Genomic DNA, 20113 nt, shown 5'->3' on the forward strand with positions numbered 1-20113 from the left:
ACTCAGCGTATATTATCATTACTTTCAGGAGCCGTAGATGACCTCCCTAAAAGTACTAAAAACCAGATACAAGGAAGAGAGCCCCAGCAAGCGCTCCTCCGAGCAAACCCGGGAAGCCCTCAAGAGCATGGTGCTCAGAAACTTCTCAGCCAAGCCAAAATCGTGAATGAAGCCCAGCCGACGCTGGGCTTTTTCTTGGGCATGACTCACTTGTCGCTATTGCTGGTCTTCTCCCACCGGAAGAAATCCGGGATCACGTATTTGTAGGTATCCAGCCATCGTTGCATGCTCTGGTCGCGCTCCTTGGGCGTGGCGCTCTGCGGGGTCTTGGAGGCCTGCGCGCCGCTGGCCTGCACCTGCAACCACGCCTCGGTGGCCGACTGTGCCCTGGACGAAGGCCCGGGCTCGATCGCCTGGGCCAGGCCCGGCAGCACTACCAGCATCACCAGTATCCGACTGTTCATGACGACCTCTGCACGGCAGCCACACTGCCAGGTTTGAGTTGTTGGGCGCGCGCCTGCGCTTCGTTGAATTGCGCCGCACTCAGGCCCAGCCGGCTCACCAGGTCGGCCGCCTGCTGCCACTTGTCCTGGTACAGCAGCAAGGTCACCAGGTTGACCGCCGCCAGACGGTCGCTGTCCTTGAGTTCGATTGCGGTCAGAAACTCGAAGCGCGCCTGCTCCAGCTTGCCCTGGTTCAGGTACACCACCCCCAGGTCGTTGCGGATCTTCTCGTCGGTGGGGGCCAGTTGCATGGCCCGTTGCAGATGCTGCAGCGCCTGCGCGTTGTCGCCGCGGGCCGCCGCCATCTGCCCCAGCCCATGCTCACCCTCGGCCGCCAGGCACCCGCCAAGCAGGCTGCGGTACAGCGGCTCGGCCTCGCTGCGTCCAAGCAGGCGCAGCACCTTGGCCTTGCGCACCCGCACCTGGGCCAGATCGGCCGGCAGCGCCTCCAGGTGCGCAAGGCTGGCATGCGGGCGCCCGTCGGCAAGCATCTCGTCGGCCATGTTCAGCGACAGCTCCTGGCTCGAATCGGGCTTGGCACAACTGGCCGTCGAGCCCGGCATGGCCAGCCACGGCGCCGAGCCATCCGTGGCGCAACCACCGAGCAACAACAACCCCAACGCCGCGATGCATGCCTTCATTGCGTCCACTCCTCTCAAGCCCCGAATGCCCTGGCCAGGGCGGTGAAGCCCGGGCCGGCGAGTACGATCAGCAACGCCGGGAACAGAAACAGCATCATCACTGCCGACATCTTTCCCGACATCTTCGAAATCCGTTCCTGCAAGGTGGTCAGGCGCCGGTCATCGAGCAGTTGCTTGAGCGCCAGCAGCGACTTCATCGCCCCGCCCCCCTGGGTCAGCAACTGGCGCAGGATGATGCAGGTGTCGCTGAACGCCTCCACCCCCAGCAACTGCGCGCTCTTCTCCAGCTCCGGGGCCAGCGCCAGCCCCGAATCGACCCGTGCCAACAACAGCCGCAACTCCTCGCTCAGCACCGGCAGCAGGCGCAGCCCCTCCAGGCTCAGCAGGCGCAGGCTCTGCTCCACCGCCAGGCCCGACTCGAACATGATGCGCAGCAGCGGTATGAAGGTCGACACCTCCTGCGCCACCTGGCGCTGACGGCGTGCCGCCAGCAGCGCCAGCAACCGCTTGGGCAGCAGGTAGCCCAACCCCAGCCCCATCAGCGGGAACAACCAGGGCGAACGGCTCTCGCGAAAGAACACCTCCTGCACCAGCACCGCCGCCCCCATCAGGCATAGCGGCAAGCCCACCTGGCAGGCCGCGAACAGCGAGCGCTGGCGCGAACGCCGCCAACCCACCCGGTCGAGCAACTGGCGGGTCTCGCCGTCCAGGTTCAGCGAACGCTGCCCCAGCCGGCTGTCGCCCATGCGCTGCAACCAGCCGCGCAGTGCCGGCTCGTCCGGCGCACGCCCCTGCAGGCGTTGCTCCACCAGGCGCTGGCTGCGCCGCTGACGCAGCCACTGACCCAGCAGCAGGGCGAACGCGCCAAACAACAACACCGCACTGAGCAACAAGGCCATCTCAGATACTTCGCAACATGCGCCACAGCGCCAGACACCCCAGCGCCTGCAGCACGAAGGCACTGAACAGCAGGCGCTGCCCGACACTGTCATGCCACATGGTCAGCAGGTAATTGGGGTTGCTGAACATGAAGTAGCCGGCCACGCTGACCGGCAGCACCGCCAGCACCACGGCAGTGATGCGGGTTTCACCGGTCATCGCGCGCAGTTGCCGCGCGCCCTGCTCGCGCTCGCGAATCACCTTGATCAGGTTCTCCAGCAACTCGCTGGCATTGCCGCCATAGCGGTGGTTGATGCGCAGGCCCAGGGCGAACAGGCGCAGCTCTTCGCGCGCATACAGTTCGGCCAGATCCGACATCGCATCGTCCAGGCTCACCCCCAACTGCACGTTGCGCTTGACCCGCTGCATGGCCCCCAGCAACGGCTCGCGCGAAGCATCGATGGCCCCCAGCACCGCATCGCTCAGCGTGCGCCCGGCCTTCAGGCTGCGCACGCAATGGTCGAGCAGCACCGGCAACTGATCGATGAGGCGGCGTACCCGGTGTTGGTAGCGCCAGGCCAGGAACAGGCGCAACAGCAACGGCCCCGCCAGCAGCACCAGCAGCAGGCCAGGCCAGCCGCCGTACAGCCCGGCGCACACGGCCAGCAGCAGCCAGCCTGCCACCCACGCCATCAGCCGATCATTGCGGCGGTCGAAACCTGCACGCAACAGCATCAGCTCGAGCCAGTCGGGGCCACGTGGCCCGCTATTGTCGGCGGCCTGCTGGTGCTGGCCCAGGCGCTGCAGAATGCGCTCGTTGCCCGAGCGGTGCAGGCTGATATAGAACAGGCGCATCGAGATGCCGAACATGACCAGGCTCACCAGCCACAACCACACCGCGCCGCTCACGGCCCGGGCTCCGCATCGTTGAGGTCACGGCGCAGCTTGTCGCTGGCCGGGTTGACCGCCTCGCGCAGGAAGGTGTCGCCGCCGCGCCGGTCGAGGCGAAACAGCGTGTTGGTGACATACACGTCGTCGCGCACCCCCACCACCTCCAGCACCTCGCTCACGCAGCGACGGCCATCGGGCAGGCGGGCCAGCTGGATCACCACGTCGAGCGCGGCGCAGATCATCTGGCGCAAGGTCTTCTCGGCCACCTGGCGACCGGTCAGGCCCACCAGAGTCTCCAGGCGCAGCAGCGCGTCCTGCGCGCTGTTGGCGTGCACCGTGCTCATCGAACCGTCGTGGCCGGTGTTCATCGCGGTCAGTACATCGAGCACCTCGACCCCGCGGATCTCGCCCAGGATGATGCGGTCCGGACGCATGCGCAGGGCGTTGCGAATAAGCTCGCTGGCCTTGATCTCGCCATGCCCCTCGGCATTGGGCGGACGGGTTTCCAGGCGTACCACGTGCGGGTGATCCAGCTGCAGCTCGGCCACGTCCTCGATGGTCACCAGGCGTTCACGGGGGCTGATCAATTGGCTGAGGATGTTCAGCAAGGTGGTCTTGCCGGTGCCGGTGCCGCCGCTGACCAGGATGTTGCAGCGCTTGCCCACGGCTCGTTGCAGAAAGTCGAGGATCGCCTGGTCGATGGCCCGGGTGGCCAGCAGGTCGGCGCTCTTGAGCATGTCCTTGCGAAACTTGCGGATCGACAGGCACGGCCCGTCCAGCGCCACCGGCGGGATGATCGCATTCACCCGGCTGCCGTCGGGCATGCGCGCATCGACCATCGGCGACGACTCGTCCAGGCGCCGCCCCAACGGCGCGAGGATGCGCTGCATCACACGCTCCACGTGATGCGCGTCGATAAAGCGCAGGTCGGTCTGCTGCAGCACGCCCGCGCGCTCGATGAACACCCGGTGCGGGCCGTTGACCAGGATCTCGGTGACGCCCGCATCGCGCAGCAGTACCTCAAGCGGGCCGAAGCCGGTGAGCTCGTCGACGATCTCCTCGGCCAGGCGCTCCATCTCGTAGCGCGACACGGCCAGGTGCTGACGCGCGATGTAGTCGCCCACCTGCTCCACCACGAACTGCGCCAGCGCCGGGCGGGCGCCCTCCAGCAGGTTGAGGCCGGTGTCCTCGATGGCATCGATGATGTGCCGGTGCAAGGCCCGCTTGAGCCCCTGCGGGTCGCTGCCCGGGTTTTGCCGTGGGCCGCCGAACAGCTCGTCGCCGCTCATCTACTTGTGCCCCCACAGGCGCTTCATCCAGTTGCCCGCCTTCGGTTGCAGGCTTTCCGAACGTCGTGCCAGCCGCTCGCCCAAGGCCTTGAGCGCCTGGGTCAAGGCCTCGCGCGGGGCCACCTCGAACAGCGACAGCCCCTGGTTCTTGGCGTTCAGGCGCACCTCGGGGCTGTAGGGCAGCACCACCAGCACCGGCAGGCCATAGCGCTTGCCCAGCGCGTCGGAGTCGGGCGCCACGCTGCGCAGGTAGCGGTCCACCAGCAGGCTCGCGTGTTCCAGTTTCATGCCCTTCTCGCGCCACAGGGTCAGCACCTCCAGGTTGCGCCGGCAGTCCAGCACGTTCTGGTCGGTGTACCAGATCAGCTTGTCGCAATGGCTGACGAAGGTGCGCAAGGGCTCGCTGTCGGGCTGCCCGGCCAGGTTCACCACGATGTGCTGGAAGTGCTGGCGCAGCGCGCTGAGCAGCATGTACAGCTCGGCCGCGCTGGTGCGCTCCAATGCCTCGTCGCTGTCGGTATAGGCCAGCAGGCGCAGGCCCGAGGGTTCGCGGGCGAACGCGCTGTCGATCAGGGTGGCATCCAGGCGGCGCAGGTGGCGCAGCGCATCACCGAAGTGAAACGAGGCCTCCAGCCCCAGCAGCGCCAGGCTGTCGCCACGGGGCAGGCCCAGGTCCAGCAACAGGGTCTGCTGACCACTGCCCTGTACCACCCGCGCCAGGTGACTGGTGAGCAGGGCGCCGTCGCTGGCGCACTGGGTGCCGTACAGCACCGTCAGGCCGCCCAGGTGCGGGTTGCTGGTCACCGGTGGCAGGCGCTTGCTCAGGCGGCGCACCAACCCGGCCACTTCGCTTGAGCGCGAGCCGTAGGCGACGAAGTCCCGCGCACCGGCGCGCATCGCATTGAGCACCAGCTGGTTGTCCATGCCATCGCCCAGGGCAACGATCGCCAGCATCGGCTTGGCCTCCAGCACCCCTTCGATCAGCGCGCACTGGCTCACCACCTGCTCGCGGTCCAGGCCCACGAACACCAGGTTGGCGAAGGTCACATCCACCAGTGCGAGCAGTTCGTCGAGGCTGCCGCTGCCGGCCCCCACCACCTGGCCCAGCGGCGCCAGGGCGGTTTTCAGCCATTGCAGGTCACCGTCGTCACGGGTGATCGCAAGGAAGGTCTGGCTCAGGCTCTGGCTCATTGGCTCAATCCACTGCGCTGTTCGAAATTGCCGTTCTCGAGAAAGAACAGGCGCCCCCAGCTCGGGTCGTAGGTGCGCAGGCGCTCGCCGGGCAGCTCGGGCAACTTGGCATTGGCCGCCAGCGGCTGCACCAGGCGCGGGGTCACGATCATCAGCAGTTCGGTCTCCTCACGGCTGATCGACGACTGGCGAAAGAACGCGCCCAGGATCGGCACGTCGCCCAGGCCCGGAAACTTGTCCACCGCCGAGCGCGCACTGCTGCTGATCAGGCCGCTGATGATGAAGCTCTCGCCATCGGCCAGCGACACGCTGGTGTCGGTGCGCCGCACCGTCAGGCCCGGCACGGTGACGCCGGCGATGCGCACCGCGTTGTTGTAGTCCAGCTCGCTGACCTCCGGCGCCACCTTGAGGGTGATGCGGTCGCGGCTGACCACCGTGGGTGACAACGCCAGGCGAATGCCGAACTCCTTGTACTCGATGGTCACCGTGTCGCTGCCGGTGCTGGGCACCGGAATGGGGATTTCGCCGCCGGCCAGAAAGCTCGCGGTCAGGCCGCTGAGTACCACCAGGCTGGGGCGCGCCAGGGTGTAGGCGAAGCCGCTGCTCTCCAGCGCATCGATGGCCGCCAGGAAGCGGCTGCTGCCGCCGCCCCACACGATATTGAACACATCGTTGTTCAGCGGGATGCTCGGGCGCACCTTGACCAGCCCGCCAACGCCGCCACCGTCGGGGCTGGTCACCGCACCCGGCACGTAGCCCGGCGACACCGTGGTGTTGGGCACGCTGCCCGGCGAACCGAACAGCGAGTTGTTGGAGCCCTTGAAGAACAGCCGCGTACCGGCCTCCTTGAGTTTGGTGCGGCTGACCTCGACAAAGCGGATATCGGCCTGCACCTGGCTCGGCAGCAACGGGTCGAGGCTGGGCGGCAAGGCGCTGTCGGCCATCTCGGCAGTGGCCCGGCCCTTGATGAACAGCATGCTCTGGCGCGGCACGCTGGCGCATGCGGTCCACAGCATCAGGCTGGTGGCGCCGGGGCCCACGGCGCTGACCACCACGCCGCGCTCGCCACTGGCCTGCACATCGGCGATGTTGGGGTCGCCCACTGCCGCCCGGGTGATCGGCACCGGCAGGCGGATCTCCTGCTGCAGGCCCTGGTCCAGCTCGATGCTGGCCGGCACCGGGCTCAGCCCGGCACAACCCGACGGCGCCGCCAGGGCATGGGCAGCCGGCCCCCCCAGCAACAACAGGGTCAGGATGGAACGCTTGAACATCAGCTCGGAACGACTGCTCATCAACGGGCATCCTTGCTTCGATCAGGGGGTGGGCGTTGAAGCCTGGGGGCCTCGAATGATCTGCATCTGGTGCCTGGGCGCCTGGCCTGCAACCGGGGTTGCGGCCGGGGTCATGGCCAGTTGACTGAAGCGAAAGAGGTCGCGGTTGGCGTTGTCCAGTTGCGGTGCAGCGGCCTGCGGGTCGGCCCAGTAGCTGGCCAGGCGTTTCTCTTCGGCACTGCGTACCGCCAGGCGCAGGCTGCCTGCCTGGGCGGCCAGCAACAGGCGGCTGGCCAGGGCTTCAGGTACCGCCAGCACCACGGTGCGCGCCATGGCGCGACGCTGTTCCTGGGCCGCCTTGGCATCGGTGTCGGCCTCCGGCGGGCGGCCATCGTTGGCCAGCCCCAGTTGCTCGCCCACGCTGAGCAGGCGCAAGGCCGGCACGGCCACCTGGGCCGAGGCCTGCGGGTTGAGGTTGTCTTCGCGCAGGTACAGCAGCACATCCACGTAGTCGCCGGGGCGCAGTTGTCCGGCGGCGCCGACCACTTCGTCCACCGCCACCGCCAGGGCGCGCTCGCCGGGGTGGATCATGCGCGCCAGTGGCCCACCGGCCTCGAAACTGCTCTCCTCCAGCCAGGTACCTGCAGGCAGGGCCCGCCAGTTGGTGCGGCCCAGCACCTGCTCGGGGCGCTGGAAGCTGCCGGCCGGGGCCACCAGCAGGCGCTCGACACTCAGATCCTCGGCTGTCAGCACGGTGTAGGCGGGTACGTCGCGGCGCAGCACCAGCACGGGCTTGCGCAATGCGTCGGTGCCAGCCTCCGTGGCCTGGTCCACCGGCTGAGCCGGGCCGGCCGGCCCTGGCGCCGCCGCTTGCGGGGGCTCCGGTGCCTCGGATGCACGGCTGAGCACCAGCCCCCAGTAACCTGCCAGCACGGCACCGATCAGGAACAGCACGGCAAGGATCATGGTGATGCGACTGCTCATGTCGGCGCTCCCTCTGCCTGAACATCCCTTCGGCCGCGCGGTGTGCGAACTGGCCCGCAAACATGAAGTTGCAAGTAACTATTTCGCTATTTGACGGTAGCGCAGCTAGGACAAAACGCCATTACCCGTCAGTTTTTTTTCGGTCCGAAACCCGACACCCCCTGAAAACAACAGCTTATTGGCGCCAGCGTTGACACCCTTACTTTGGTATTAATGCCTTCTTACATTTGCCGGTTTCGAACCGCTTGACGATGCTGTGATGGCAAAGGGGAATCACCGTTTCCGGGCCCCATTACCCGCGCCTGTGGCGCAAGGAGAAGTACCATGGTCCTTTCCCGCATCCTCAAGCACTGCAAGCTGTTCTTCCATCGCAAGGACGGCGCGTCCGGTATCGAATATGCCATCGTGGCCGCCATGGTGGCCGTGGTGATCATCGGGGTCTCGACCGATGTGGGGGGCGGGGTGAAAAAGGTCTTCGACGACATCGTCGCCGCCCTGCCCTCAGCCTGATGACAGGACCTGAACATGCCGGCTTCCCACTCACGTCAACAGCTGCTGCTGGTGGATGACGAAGAAGACGCACTGCTGGAGCTGGCCGAGCTGCTGGAGGGCGAGGGCTTCTGTTGTCACACGGCAACCTCGGTCAAGCTCGCCCTGCAGCAGTTGACGCGACATCCCGACATTGCCCTGGTGATCACCGACCTGAACATGCCGGAAGAGAGCGGCATCTCGCTGATCAGGCGCCTGCGCGAGCACACGGCGCGTCAGCACCTGCCGGTGATCGTCACCTCGGGGCATGCCGACATGGATGCGGTCAGCGATCTGCTGCGCCTGCAGGTACTCGACCTGTTCCGCAAGCCGATCTACCACCTGCGCCTGCTGGAGACCCTGGACAACCTGTTCCCCAAGCCCCGCCTGCAACTGGTTCAGTAACGCCTGGCCGCCACGCGGCCATCGCGGGTCAAGCCCGCTCCCACAGGTAGTGCGCATACCTTGTGGGAGCGGGCTTGACCCGCGATCGGTCGTCACAGCTGGTAACTGAAACTCAACGTATACCGTGGCCGCCGATTGAAGCTGTCCAGCGCGATATCCGACATCGGCTTGGCCGCCTCCAGCGAGATGTTGTAGTAGCGCGCATCGCCAAAGCGCAGCCCCAGCGCCGCCGACGACAATCGTGAATCACGCACCGCCAGCTCGTTGAACCAGGTACGCGCGGCGTCCACCACCACGTACGGCTGCAGTACCTTGAGCCAGCTGCCATCGCGCTTGAAACTGTAGTTGACCTCGTATGCCGCACCCCAGCCCTTGTCGCCGGAAGCCTGATCGCTGGGGTAGCCGCGGCCGAAGTTCTGCCCGCCGAACACCGCGCGCTCGCTGTCGGGCAGGCTGTCGTCGGTCCAGTACAGCGCCGCCGATGCCACCCCCTGCCAGTTCTGCAAGAACCGGTCGCTCTGCACCCCCGACAGGCGCAGGCGCAAAAAGTCCAGGTCGTAGTCGCTGTCGGTCTTGGCACCGAAGTGATCGAGGCCCTGGTACACACCGGCACTGAGGATGCGCAGCTGCTGCGCGTCCGACTTGCTCCAGTCTGCCTCGAAGGCAAAGGCGCGCACATCGGTGCGGGTACTGACCTTCAATGGCAGGCCGATCACCCGGTAGTCGGTGCTGTCGTTCACCGCATAGAAGCGCGCTGCCACGTTCAGCCATTCGTTGCTCGAGGCGATCAGCGCCTGGCTCAGGCCGATGGAGTAACGGTCGTTCTCGCGGTGCTGCTTGAGGTCTATGCCGTTCTCCAGGCGCACCCGCGCCGCCGGGTTGCTGCGGTAGGTCGAGGCCGAAAGATTGAGCTGGGTGCCTTCGGCGTCCACGTACTGCGAGTAGTCGAGACGGTAGTAGCGTTCGTCATCCTGCCCCGGCGGGAACAGCGCGCTGAAGCTCAACTGCTCGGCCACCGCGGTCTGGGCGTTGCTGTTCAGGCCGAGCAGCGCCTGGGTGTCGTCGCGGCTGCCGTCGGTAAGGCTCAAGGTACTGGTGAACGGCTTGCGCGAGGCCTGCGCGATCAGCCGCGTGGCGCCGTCGGTGGTACCCGGCGGCGGCACCTGGGCCTGCAAGGTCAGGCCCGGCACCCGGCTCATCAGCGCGGTGTAGCGTTCGAAGGTCTTGCGGGTGAGCGGGCGCTCGGCCTTGAGCTTGCCCACCAGCTTGTCGAGGTAGGCCGACACCGGCCCCACATCGCCCTGCAGTTCGTAATCACGTATGTAGCCTTCCACCAGCACCACGCGCAGACGGCCTTCGGCGAAGTCCTGCGGCGGCAGGTAGGCATACGACAACAGGTAGCCATCCTGCTGGTAGCGCTGGGTGAGGCGGCGGGTGGCCTCGATCAGCTCGCCCAGGGTCACCTCGCGGTCGAGCAGGCCCTGGTAGTTGTCGCGCAGTTCGCTAAGCGGGTAGATGGTGCCGCCTTCGATGCGCACCCGCTGCACGCGCACCCGCGTGCCCATCAGCAGCGGCTGTGGCTGCTGGCCGGCATCCGGTGCGGGCAGGTTCAGTTGGGGAGTGACGGGGCGAAAGGCATCGGCGGGCAGGTTGGGCGCTGGCAGCTTGCGCTCGGTCTCGTTGCTGTTGAGGAAGCTCGGCAGGGGCTCGGCATGCAGCGAAGCCACCCAGGACAGACCCAATAACGCGACGAACATCGATCGCATAGGACACTCCATGATCCTGAAAAATACGAGGGAACCAAAGACGGTTCCCTCGTCAGCCTCAAGCGTAGGTGTTGCCCGTAAAATCGTCTAATCGATGATGGCCATTTAGTTACTTGTTACCCCCGAGGCCGCCTTTCAGGCCGGTGGTCAGGCCATTGAGCAGACCGCCCACGCCGCCGCCCCCTTGCCCGTTGCCGTTGACCAGGGTACCGACCTGGCCCACGGTGCCGCCCACGGCATTGACCGTCGCACCCAGCTGGGTGGTGACCGGGTTGTTGCCGGCCGCGGCAATCTGATTGCCCACCCCGCTGACTGCGCTGCCCACCTGGGTGACCAGGCCGTTGACCGGCGCACCGATGCCGGTTGCCGCGCCTACCTGCTGGGTAACGCTGGTCACACCGCTCACCACCGGGGTGAGGCCGGCGCCCACGCTGTTGCCCAGCGCAGCGGTGGGCACCCCGGCCGGCACGCTGGCCACGCCATTGCCGCCCAGTACCGGCCCCAGCGAGGCCACGGTCTGGCCCACCTTGTTGACCGTGCTGCCTGCGGCGTCGAGCAGGCCGTTGCTGCTGCCGGCGCCGAGCCCGCTGCCCAGGCCCGCCACGGCGCCACCGGCGGTTTCCAGCAGCCCCGCACCGGGGGCGCTGCCACCGCTGCCGGTGCCGGTGTTGACCAGGCCACCGCTGGTGCCGACCGCTGTGCCGACATGGCTTACCAGCCCGCCGACGGCGGTGGTCAGCGGGTTGCCGTTGCCGGCACTGGCGACCTTGTCGCCCACCCCGTCGACTGCGCTGCCAACCTTGTTCAACAGGCCGCTGACCGGTGCACCCACCCCGGTGGCATCACCCACCTTGCCGGTGGCGCCTTCCACCAGCGACACCACCTTGACCACCTGGTTGCTCAATTGCTGGTTCAGGTTGCCCAGCTTGCCGGTGGTGCTCTGGGTGCTGAGGGTATCGCCAAGCATCACCACCACGTCGCCGACCTTGTCCACCACACCGTTGACCACGGGTATCTGTTCGATCAACTGGCTGCTGGCCACCGACTTGACCCCGCCGCCGATATCCGACACCCCGTTGCCCACGCCCTTGACCGTCTCGCCCAGGGCATTGCTGCCAGTGCCAAGCGTACCCAGGCCCTTGCCCAGGCCATCGCCGATGCTGGTGACGGCGTTGCCGGTGGCCGTCACCAGGTCGCCGGCACCGGTGCTGCCCACTACCGGTACGCCGCTGACGGCGTTGCCCACGCCGGACACGCCCGTGCCCACGCCCGACACGCCGCTGCCAACCTGGGCCACCACCTGGCCGACGACCGTGGTCGAGGTCGTGCCACCACCGTTGTTGCCGCCACCACCGTTGTTGCCGCCACCACCATTGTTGCCACCGCCGCCATTGTTACCGCCACCGCCGTTGTTGCCACCGCCGCCATCCGTACCGCCACCGCCAGTGCCACCTCCGCCGTCCGTACCGCCACCGCCAGTACCACCACCGCCGTCCGTACCGCCACCGCCAGTACCACCACCGCCGTCCGTACCGCCACCACCTGTGCCGCCACCACCGTCAGTACCGCCGCCGGTACCGCCACCACCACTGCCGCCATCGGTACCCGAATCGGGTGTGGAACTGCTTACGTGACTCTTGTGACCGCCACCGCCGCTGCTGCAACCGGCCAGGCTCACGGTCAAGATCAACATCACTGCCGTACTTGCTTTGATCCACGCTTGAGTTTTCATGGCGACTCCCTGCTACTGCTGCCGCTGCTTTTATAGGTGTGAAGCACCGGGTTTCCGGCCACTCCACGTCCGTTGCAGCTATCTGAGCGCGCAGGCGCAAGGGGAACAATTCTGAGCTTGGTATTAACCCGATATATACAGTCGCAGCACCAGCAAAAGCCCTTTTGCTTCAGGCACTTGAAAGCAAGGGGAAGGTGCTTTGGCAGCCCTTCCCCTTTCGCGTTATATCCATCTTACGGGTGCGGGGTCAGTCGTTGACCTGGAACTCGACCCGCGCGGTCTGCCCGCTGGCATCCAGCACGCTGAGCTCGTAGCGCCCCACCTCCTCCAGGTTCACGGCCAGCGCCGCCTGGGCTGTGGTCTCGCCCAAGGGTGCGCCGTTGAGGAACCACCAGCGCTGGCCTTCGCCACCCAGCGCCGAAACGCTCAGGTGCAGGGCATCGCGGCTGGTGGCGGGACGACGCAACTGGTCGCCCGGGCGTATACCCACCACCGACAACGGCGCGGCACTGGCCGGTACCTGCGGCGGGCAGCTCGGGTCGATGGCCGGCAAGCGCGCCTCGCGCCGCTCCAGGCGCGGCAACCACGGGTCCAGTGGTGCCGGCCACAGCGCGATGTCGCGTGGCGCGGCCCCCGCACAGGCTGCATCCACCCGCAGGCCCCGGGCATTCACCCACACCTTCTCCAGCAGCCCCACACCCAGGGGCTGGTCCTGCGCGAGCAGGGTCGGCGGCGTGGTGTTGTCCAGGGTCCAGGCAAAGCGCTGGCGCCGGCAGTTGGGGTCGGTGCGTGCCATGGGCTGGCCCAGCGGCCAGCAGACCGCCGCCACCCCGACGTTGCCCGGCACTGCCGGCACCGGGGGGGCAATGCCGCGCTGGCTGTCGCGGTTGCTCAGCACGTCATGCACCTGCAGCATCAGCGGCGCGGCCGAGGCCAGGCCGAACTGCCCCGGCACCGGGGTGCCGTCGGGGCGGCCGATCCAGATGCCGATCAGGTAGCGCGGCCCCACGCCGATCGACCAGGCATCGCGAAAGCCGTAGCTGGTGCCGGTCTTCCAGGCCAGCTGCGGGCGCTGCACCAGTTCGGCGTGCGGGTCGCGGTCGGGACGCGCCTGGCCACTGAGGATGCGCCGGATGATCCACGCCGAGCCCGGCGACAGCAGCCGGCGCTCGACCAGCGGCGCATCCGGTTGCAGGCGCAGCGGCGCGCTCATGCCGTCGCGGGCGAACGCACTGTAGCCACTGACCAGGTCTTCGAGGCGGCTGCCGGCGCCGCCCAGGATCAGCGACAGGTTCGGCTCGGCCGCCATCGGTAGGCTCAGCGGCATGCCGCCCATGCGCATCTGCGCGGCAAAGCGCTTGGGCCCGTAGGCTTCGAGCAACTGCACCGCCGGCAGGTTGAGCGACAACGCCAATGCCGAGCTGGCCGCCACCGGGCCACTGAAACCCATCGAGAAATTGCCGGGGCGATAGTCGCCATAGCGGCGTGGCACATCCTGCAGCAACGACTCCGAATGGATCAGGCCGTCATCCATGGCCATGCCGTACAGAAACGGCTTGAGGGTCGAGCCCGGCGAACGCAGGGCAGTGATCATGTCGACGTGGCCGAAACGGCGCTCATCGCCAAGGTCCACCGACCCCAGGTAGGCGCGCACTGCCATGGTCTGCGACTCCACCACCAGGATCGCCGCCGAAGTGCGCTCGGGCAGGCGTGCGCGCCAACCCAGCAGCAGGTCTTCCAGGCGCCGTTGCAGCGCAGCGTCGAGGGTGGTGTGGATCAGCGGCGGGCTGTCGGCACGGTTCAGCCGGCGAGCCAGCAGCGGAGCCAACGCCGGCTCCTGGCGTGGTGCCAGCAGCAGCGGTTCTTCCTGCGCTTCGGCGATGCGCTGCTGCGGCCACACCTGGTACTCGCCCAGGCGTTGCAGCACCTTGTCCCGGGCCAGGCGCGCGCGCTCCGGGTGGCGGTCGGGGCGCAGACGGCTGGGCGCCTGGGGCAACACTGCGAGCAGCGCGGCCTCGGCCGGGGTCAGTTGCAAGGGCGACTTGCCCAGGTACGCCCAGCTGGCTGCCGCCACACCCTGCAGGGTGCCGCCGAACGGTGCGCGGTTGAGGTACAGCTCCAGGATCTGGCGTTTGGACAGGTGCCATTCCAGCTGCGCGGTGCGCCACACCTGGCGCAATTTGCCTGGCAGCGTGCGCGAGTGCGGGTCGAGCAGGCGCGCCACCTGCATCGACAGCGTGCTGCCGCCCGACAGCACGCGCCCGCCCGTGAGGTTCTGCCAGGCGGCACGGCCCAGGGCCAGCGGGTTGACCCCGGGGTGCCGGTAGAACCAGCGGTCCTCGTAGGTGAGCAAGGCTTCGAGGTAGTAAGGCGACACCTGATCGAGGGTGACCGGGTAGCGCCACACGCCCTCGGCATCGGCAAAGCGCCACAGCGGCGTGCCGTCTTCGGCCAGCACCACCCGCGCCAGATCGTCGGCCGGCATCGGCAATGGCCACAGGCGATCAGCCAGCCACAGCAACAGCACGCCGGCAAAGGCGGCGCACAGCAGCCGGGCGATGCGCGAGCGGGGTCGGGCTAAGCTGAACATCAGGCGCGGACACCTTTTTGCGTGGGTGAGGAACCGAGCCGCCAGGATGATGGCCAAAGCTCTGGGCACGGCGACTGCGCCGTAGTGTCGATCAGGAAGCGATTATGCATGTAGAAGGTTTTTTCGAATGGCTGGGGCAAGCGCTCGGCGCGGTGATCCGCTTCGTGGTGGATGCCCTGAGCGGGTTGTTCAATCTGCTGGCCAATGCCGGCGGCAACTTCATCGACGGCCTGGCACGCACACTGGGCATGGACACCTCGCTGGTCAGCATCCTGATGCTGGTGATCGGCCTGCTGTTGCTGTACTCGGCGGTGCGCGCGTTCATGCGCGCCTCGATCATCATGGGGATCATCTGGCTGATGCTGGGGTTGTGGGTGTTGAGCTGGGTGGTGCGCTAGAAGCTTCGCCGGCAAGGCCGGCTCCTACAGGCGTCTGCAGGAGCCGGCCTTGCCGGCGAAGGGGCAACTGCTAGCGCCCCAGAATCACCATGTCACCCGGGCTCTCGCCCACCGCCTGCCAGTTGGGCCGGTACATCGACTCCACCTGCACCGGCGGCACGCGATAGGTGCCCGGTGTGACGGCACGGGCCAGGTACAGCAGGTGCGTCACGCCATACGGGTCGACGTTCATCGCCGCCACGTAGCGGTCATCGCGAAACTCCTGGTGCACCACGTTGGCGTTCTGCATAGCTTCACGCCATTCCTTCACCGCACTGCTGGCGTTGTCCAGGCTGGCCGCACTTTGCGCCAGGTTCTGGTTTTCCAGCTCCAGGCCCGCCGGCAGCAGGTCGACGATCAGCGCGTCCGGCACCCGCTCGTTGGCGCGGATACCAATGTGCACCAGCACCAGGTCGCCACTCTTGAGCGACTTGATGTTCAGTGCCCGGCCATTCATGCCCAGGTACTCGCGGTAGATGCTCATGTTGGTGCCCACCGCACGGGGTGCGAAGCGCGGGTAGCCCGACACGGTCAACTGCTGGTACACGGTCTTGTCGCTGGTGTTGGTCACGGTCAGCGGCGAGGCCAGCAACGGCCCCTCCAGCTTGAGCCCGGCCTGGGTCGGGCCCAGGTCGCGCAGCTCGCCCGCGCTGTCCAGGCGTGCACTCCAGCGGCCTTCAGGCTGCTTGAGCATGCCACGCCCGGCCATGAACAGCGCATTGCGCTCCTGGGTGGACAGGTACGAGCTGCTGGCCATCTTGTCCGACAGCTCGAACAGGCGCTGGTCGAGCTGGTCGGTGGCCAGCTTGTTCTCTTCGAGCAGGGCCAGGATCAGCGCCTCGTCACGTACCGGGCTGCCATAGTCGCTCAGCCACACGTCCTGGCGCTTGACCGCCAGGCCCGCCTGCAGGGCCTGCGCCGAGCGCGGCTTGTCGCCCATCTTGTCCAGTGCGATCGACAGCTGTACCAGCGGCAGGCCCGAGCGTGCATCGGCGCGGCGCTCGAACAGGCTGCGCAGGGCACCCAGCGGGGCCTGCTGGGTACGCGCCAGCACCAGCGCCGCATACGCCTGTACCGCGAAGCGGCTGTGCTCGGCGTTGCTGGTGTAGTACGGCTCGATCAGGTTGCGTTCCTGCAGGTAGCGCAGCAGGCGTTCGTTGGCCTTTTTCAGCGCCTCGGGCGGCACCGCATAGCCTTGCTCGCGGGCACGCTGCAGGAAGTCGGTGACATAGGCAGTCAGCCAGTACTCCTCGCTGTCGTCCGCGCTCCACAGGCCGAAGCTGCCGTTGTAGCGCTGCATGCCGAGCAGGTGCTCGATGCCCATCTCGATCTTGCGCTGGCGCACCTTGGGCTCTTCACCCTTGATGCCCAGGCGCTTGAGCGTCTCGGCATCGGCGTACAGCGACGGGTACAGCCCGCTGGTGGTCTGCTCCAGGCAGCCATAGGGATAGGCCTCGAGGGCACGGATCTGCTCGGCGATGTTCAGCGGCGGGCGGCTCGACAGCGACAGCATCGCCTCCAGGCCCTGGGGTTCGAACGCGGCCAGGTCCTCGGCGGGCAAGGTCCATGGCTGGTCCTTGAGCGCGGCGCGGTAGTGCCTGAGCTGCGCCGGGTAGGCCGGGCGAATGCCCAGGGTCCACTCGCGGGTGAAGGCGGTGTTCGGTTCGCCCGGCAGCACCAGGCCGCTGACCTGCACCTTGACCTTGCCCTGGCCCAGGCCACCCACGGCCTGCACGCCCAGCAGCGAGGTCACGCGCTGGCCGTCACGCAGGCTCAGTGGCTGCTCGGACGGGGTCAGCAGGTTCAACTGGCCCTCGGTGGTCACCTTGACCGTGAACTTCTGCGCCTTGCCCGACAGGTTGGACAGGTCCAGCGCCAGCTCGGTACGGTCGCCGCCGGCCAGAAAACGCGGGGCCGACAGTTCGGCGATCAGCGGCGCGGCGACCACGGTCTTGGCCTCGGCCATGCCGAAGCGCTCGTCGGTCCAGGCCTGGGCCATCACCCGAAGCTCGCCGTTGAAGTCGGGGATGTTCACCGTCGCCTGACCTTCGCCCTTGGCGTCCAGGGTCACCGGGGCGCTCTGCAGGGCCACGATGGTCACGCTGGTGCTGGGACGCTTGCCGCCCTTGGCCATGGCCGCGTCACCGCCGAATGCCAGGCTGGCCAGGCGGCCCTGCCCGGCTTCGATCAGCTGGCCGTAGATATCCAGCTGGTCGGCGCCGTAGGCCTTGCGGCCGAACATGCCGGTGAACGGGTCGGGGGTGGCGTAGCTGGTGATGTTGAGAATGCCCACGTCCACCGCGGCCAGCAGCACCTGCACCTGCTTGGGGATGCTGCCATCGGCATTGCGCGCCTGCACCTTGACGGTGAGCGGCTGCTTGGGACGCATCTTTTCCGGGGCCTTGAGGGTCAGCGCCAGCTTGCGCTCGGCGCGATCCAGCGGCAGGTGCAGCACGCCCACGGCACGTTTGGGCGTGGCATTGGCCTTGCGCTCGCCGGGGCGGATCACCAGGGCGCTGACGTACAGGTCGTGGCGGGCCCATTTGGGGTCGAGCTTGACCGCGTAGGTCTTGCCTTCGGCAGGCACGTCGATTTCTTCCCACCACAGCGGGCCGTCATTGCCCTCGACGATCAGGTAGCCCTTGCCGGCAGCCGGCGGGGTCACGGTGATCTGCGCGGTGGCGCCATCGGCGTAGGCCGGCTTGTCCAGCGCCAGCTTGACCTGGTCGGGGCGCACGGCGCCGCCGTCGGTGTTGTCCTGGGCACGCCAGCCAGCCCAGAAGCGCACGCTGCTGGTCACGCCGGTGCTCGGGTCTTCGACCTCGACACGGTACGGGCCCCATTCCACCGGGAAGCTCAGCTTGGCAGTGCTGCCGGCCTTGATGCTGACCGGCTGCTCGGACTGCAGCAGGAATTTCTCGTTGTAGTTGTAATCCCAGCCATCGCTGGAGGAATAGTTCCAGTAGTAGTCGCGGCGCTCCTGAATCAGGCGCACCTTGAGGTTGTCGGCGGCCAGTTTGTGGCCATCACGGTCGGCCATCAGTAGTTCGAACTCGACCGGGGTGTTGCCGTCGACCTCTTCGCCGTCGAACAACCCACGCAGGCCGGGCATGCGCTCGGCCGGCCAGATCGGCTGCTCCAGGCGCCGGGTGATCGGCCGGCCACCGGACTCCTGCAGGCTGGCCTGCACGCTCAGTTGCAGCGGCGAATGCGCCTCGGACCAGCGGCTTTCGATCTGCAACGTGGCATCGCCCGACGCGTCCAGGGTGGTTTCGTCCAGTTCCAGGTCGTGGCTCAGGTCTTCCTCGGTGATCGAGCCGAACTGGTAGCCCGGCAAGGCCGGCACCGCTTCGCGCAGCGGGCGCACGTAGGCCTGGCCGCTGAGGCGGTTGCCCGAGGCCGGGGCGCCGTAGAGGTAGCGGCCATTGACATGGATTTCAGCGGTTTCGCCCGGGCTCAGCGGGGTCGCGCTGCCCTTGAGTTCCAGGGCCAGGCGCTCGGGCATGAAGTCTTCGACAAGGAACTCGAACACCTGCTTCTTGCCGCCGCCCAGGTCGAACACCAGCTGCCAGCGCCCGGTCGGGGCTTCGCTGGCCAGTTGCAACTGGTACTGGTAGAAGCCGTTGGCATCGGCCTCCCACACGAACTTGCGGCTGACCTGTTCATCCGGACGACGCACCTCGACACTGACCGGCTGGGCTTTCACCGGCTTGCCATCCTGGTCGCGCAGCAGGCCGTTGAGCAGCACGGTTTCACCCGGGCGATAGAGGTCGCGCGGGCCGAACACGAAAAACTGCAGCGGGTTGGCCTGCGGCCCGGTCAGCGCGAATTCGGAGAGGTCGAGCGCGGCGCTGTTCAGGCGCAGCAAGGTGGTGTGCACGCCCTGCTTGGCCAGCAGTACGTCGGCCTTGGGCGGCATCGGCAATTGCGCATGGCCATCGCCGTCGGTCTTGGCCTGGGCCAGCAGCTTGCCTTCGCGGTCGAGCAGTTCGAGGTTGACCCCGTCCAGGGCCTTGCCGCCGTCCAGCGCCTGGGTGAACACGTCCAGGCGGTTGGTGTAGCGATGCGCCGACAGCCCGATGTCACTCAGGGTGAACAGGGTGGCCGGCTGCGAATAGTTGTAGCGGCCCGAGGCGCGCATCACCGCCAGGTACACCCCCGGTTCCTGCAACGGCTTGATCCCGGCAATCGGCAGCAACAGGGTTTCGCGGGTGTTGCGCACCGGGTTCAGGTCGAAGCGGCCGGCATACACCAGGTCGGCCTTGCTCAACAGCTCTTCGGAGTTGTAGTACTCGAGCGAGGTGTTGCGGCCCCAGCTGGCCAGGAAGCTGGACATCGACTCGGGCTTGATGCGGAAGAACTCGACGTCCACCTTGTCGATGTTCAGCGCGATCACCGGCAGGCCTTCGGCCAGGCGCGTGGGCAGCAGAGAGCCGCGGCTGGCGAAGCCCACGGTGGGCTGCATGTCGCGGGTTTCGAGGCGGCTGACGTACTCGCTGGGGAGCTTCTTGCCGTTCACCCCGAGCAGGCCGGCATCCACGGTCAGCACCAGCTTGCGCTGCGGCTCCAGGTGACGCAGGCGCAGCTCCATCTGGTTTTCGCTGAGCTCCCAGGCGCCGTCGAGCTTGCCCCGGGTGGTGTCCACCAGGTGCACGCGCTCGGCAAGGTTCTGGTCCTTGTCCAGCGGCACCGAGAAGGTCACCGACAAGGCGCTGGCACCGTCGACCTGCACTTCGGAAACGTCTACCACCGTCAGCTCGCGACCGGCGTAGCGCTCGCCCAGGCTCGCCTGGGTGGGCGCCGGGGTCGCCGCCGGGGCCGGTGCAGCTGCGGGCGCGGCCGGTTCGGCGGGGGCCGGCGCCGGGGCTACCGGGGCGGCCTGTTCCGTTGGCGCGGGGGCCGGGGCCGGTTTATCAGAAGACGAGTCGCAAGCACTGAGCAGCGCCATGGCGCACGCCAGCCACAATCCTTTGTTGAGCATGGAGGGTAACTCTTCCGGTAGCAGG

At 67.4% G+C, this 20113-nt stretch carries 16 protein-coding genes; 4 read left to right on the forward strand and 12 right to left on the reverse strand.

Annotation, left to right across the window (positions count from 1 at the left end):
* Positions 1-37: 37 nt before the first annotated feature.
* Positions 38-166, forward strand: coding sequence for a hypothetical protein (locus V9K84_RS18915; RefSeq protein ID WP_256582768.1), 129 nt, complete (start codon positions 38-40; stop codon positions 164-166).
* Between the two features lie 40 nt (positions 167-206).
* On the opposite strand, the gene V9K84_RS18920 is transcribed toward V9K84_RS18915, so the two are convergent.
* Genes V9K84_RS18920 through cpaB form a run of 8 tightly spaced genes read right to left on the reverse strand, consistent with a single transcriptional unit; the run spans position 207 to position 7649 of the window.
* The gene (locus tag V9K84_RS18920; protein ID WP_088514179.1) at positions 207-464 is read right to left on the reverse strand and encodes a DUF3613 domain-containing protein; all 258 of its coding nucleotides are present in this window, start codon (positions 462-464) and stop codon (positions 207-209) included.
* Positions 461-1144, reverse strand: coding sequence for a tetratricopeptide repeat protein (locus V9K84_RS18925; protein WP_043860936.1), 684 nt, complete (start codon positions 1142-1144; stop codon positions 461-463). The genes V9K84_RS18920 and V9K84_RS18925 overlap by 4 nt, the downstream gene beginning before the upstream one ends.
* 14 nt (positions 1145-1158) lie before the next feature.
* Positions 1159-2043 (reverse strand): type II secretion system F family protein, encoded by an 885-nt coding sequence (locus V9K84_RS18930; RefSeq protein ID WP_088514178.1) that lies wholly within the window; start codon positions 2041-2043, stop codon positions 1159-1161.
* A 1-nt stretch (position 2044) separates the two neighbouring features.
* Positions 2045-2932, reverse strand: a complete 888-nt coding sequence (locus tag V9K84_RS18935; RefSeq protein ID WP_088514177.1) for a type II secretion system F family protein — start codon at positions 2930-2932, stop codon at positions 2045-2047.
* On the reverse strand, positions 2929-4203 hold the full coding sequence (locus V9K84_RS18940; protein ID WP_088514176.1) for a CpaF family protein: 1275 nt from the start codon (positions 4201-4203) through the stop codon (positions 2929-2931). Before V9K84_RS18940 ends, V9K84_RS18935 begins: the two co-directional genes overlap by 4 nt.
* A complete protein-coding gene (locus V9K84_RS18945) occupies positions 4204-5394 on the reverse strand; it encodes a pilus assembly protein (RefSeq protein ID WP_043860933.1) in 1191 nt (396 codons plus the stop codon).
* Positions 5391-6686, reverse strand: coding sequence for a type II and III secretion system protein family protein (locus V9K84_RS18950; RefSeq protein ID WP_054916708.1), 1296 nt, complete (start codon positions 6684-6686; stop codon positions 5391-5393). Before V9K84_RS18950 ends, V9K84_RS18945 begins: the two co-directional genes overlap by 4 nt.
* Positions 6687-6707: 21 nt before the next feature.
* Positions 6708-7649 carry a Flp pilus assembly protein CpaB gene (gene cpaB / locus V9K84_RS18955; RefSeq protein ID WP_088514175.1) on the reverse strand — a complete coding sequence of 314 codons (942 nt, stop codon included), beginning with the start codon at positions 7647-7649 and terminating at the stop codon, positions 6708-6710.
* A gap of 324 nt (positions 7650-7973) precedes the next feature.
* Here cpaB and V9K84_RS18960 point away from each other — a divergent pair, with 324 nt between their 5' ends.
* Entirely contained in the window at positions 7974-8159 is a 186-nt protein-coding gene (locus V9K84_RS18960) for a Flp family type IVb pilin (protein ID WP_043860930.1), read from the forward strand.
* A 15-nt stretch (positions 8160-8174) separates the two neighbouring features.
* Positions 8175-8582, forward strand: coding sequence for a response regulator (locus V9K84_RS18965; protein WP_043860929.1), 408 nt, complete (start codon positions 8175-8177; stop codon positions 8580-8582).
* Between the two features lie 92 nt (positions 8583-8674).
* On the opposite strand, the gene V9K84_RS18970 is transcribed toward V9K84_RS18965, so the two are convergent.
* The 3 genes from V9K84_RS18970 to pbpC form a co-directional block, all read right to left on the reverse strand.
* Positions 8675-10348, reverse strand: a complete 1674-nt coding sequence (locus V9K84_RS18970) for a POTRA domain-containing protein (protein WP_058540792.1) — start codon at positions 10346-10348, stop codon at positions 8675-8677.
* Between the two features lie 109 nt (positions 10349-10457).
* Positions 10458-12041, reverse strand: coding sequence for a collagen-like triple helix repeat-containing protein (locus V9K84_RS18975; protein ID WP_338791984.1), 1584 nt, complete (start codon positions 12039-12041; stop codon positions 10458-10460).
* 286 nt (positions 12042-12327) lie between these two features.
* A complete protein-coding gene (pbpC, locus tag V9K84_RS18980) occupies positions 12328-14670 on the reverse strand; it encodes a peptidoglycan glycosyltransferase PbpC (protein ID WP_088514173.1) in 2343 nt (780 codons plus the stop codon).
* Between the two features lie 104 nt (positions 14671-14774).
* Here pbpC and V9K84_RS18985 point away from each other — a divergent pair, with 104 nt between their 5' ends.
* The gene (locus V9K84_RS18985; protein ID WP_043860925.1) at positions 14775-15068 is read left to right on the forward strand and encodes a hypothetical protein; all 294 of its coding nucleotides are present in this window, start codon (positions 14775-14777) and stop codon (positions 15066-15068) included.
* A gap of 70 nt (positions 15069-15138) precedes the next feature.
* Here the strand turns inward: V9K84_RS18985 and V9K84_RS18990 are convergent, their stop codons facing one another.
* The gene (locus V9K84_RS18990) at positions 15139-20088 is read right to left on the reverse strand and encodes an alpha-2-macroglobulin (protein WP_088514172.1); all 4950 of its coding nucleotides are present in this window, start codon (positions 20086-20088) and stop codon (positions 15139-15141) included.
* Positions 20089-20113: the final 25 nt, after the last annotated feature.

It is taken from the genome of Pseudomonas sp. AE27 (assembly GCF_037113495.1).
GTDB classification, from domain to species: Bacteria; Pseudomonadota; Gammaproteobacteria; order Pseudomonadales; family Pseudomonadaceae; genus Aquipseudomonas; species Aquipseudomonas palmensis.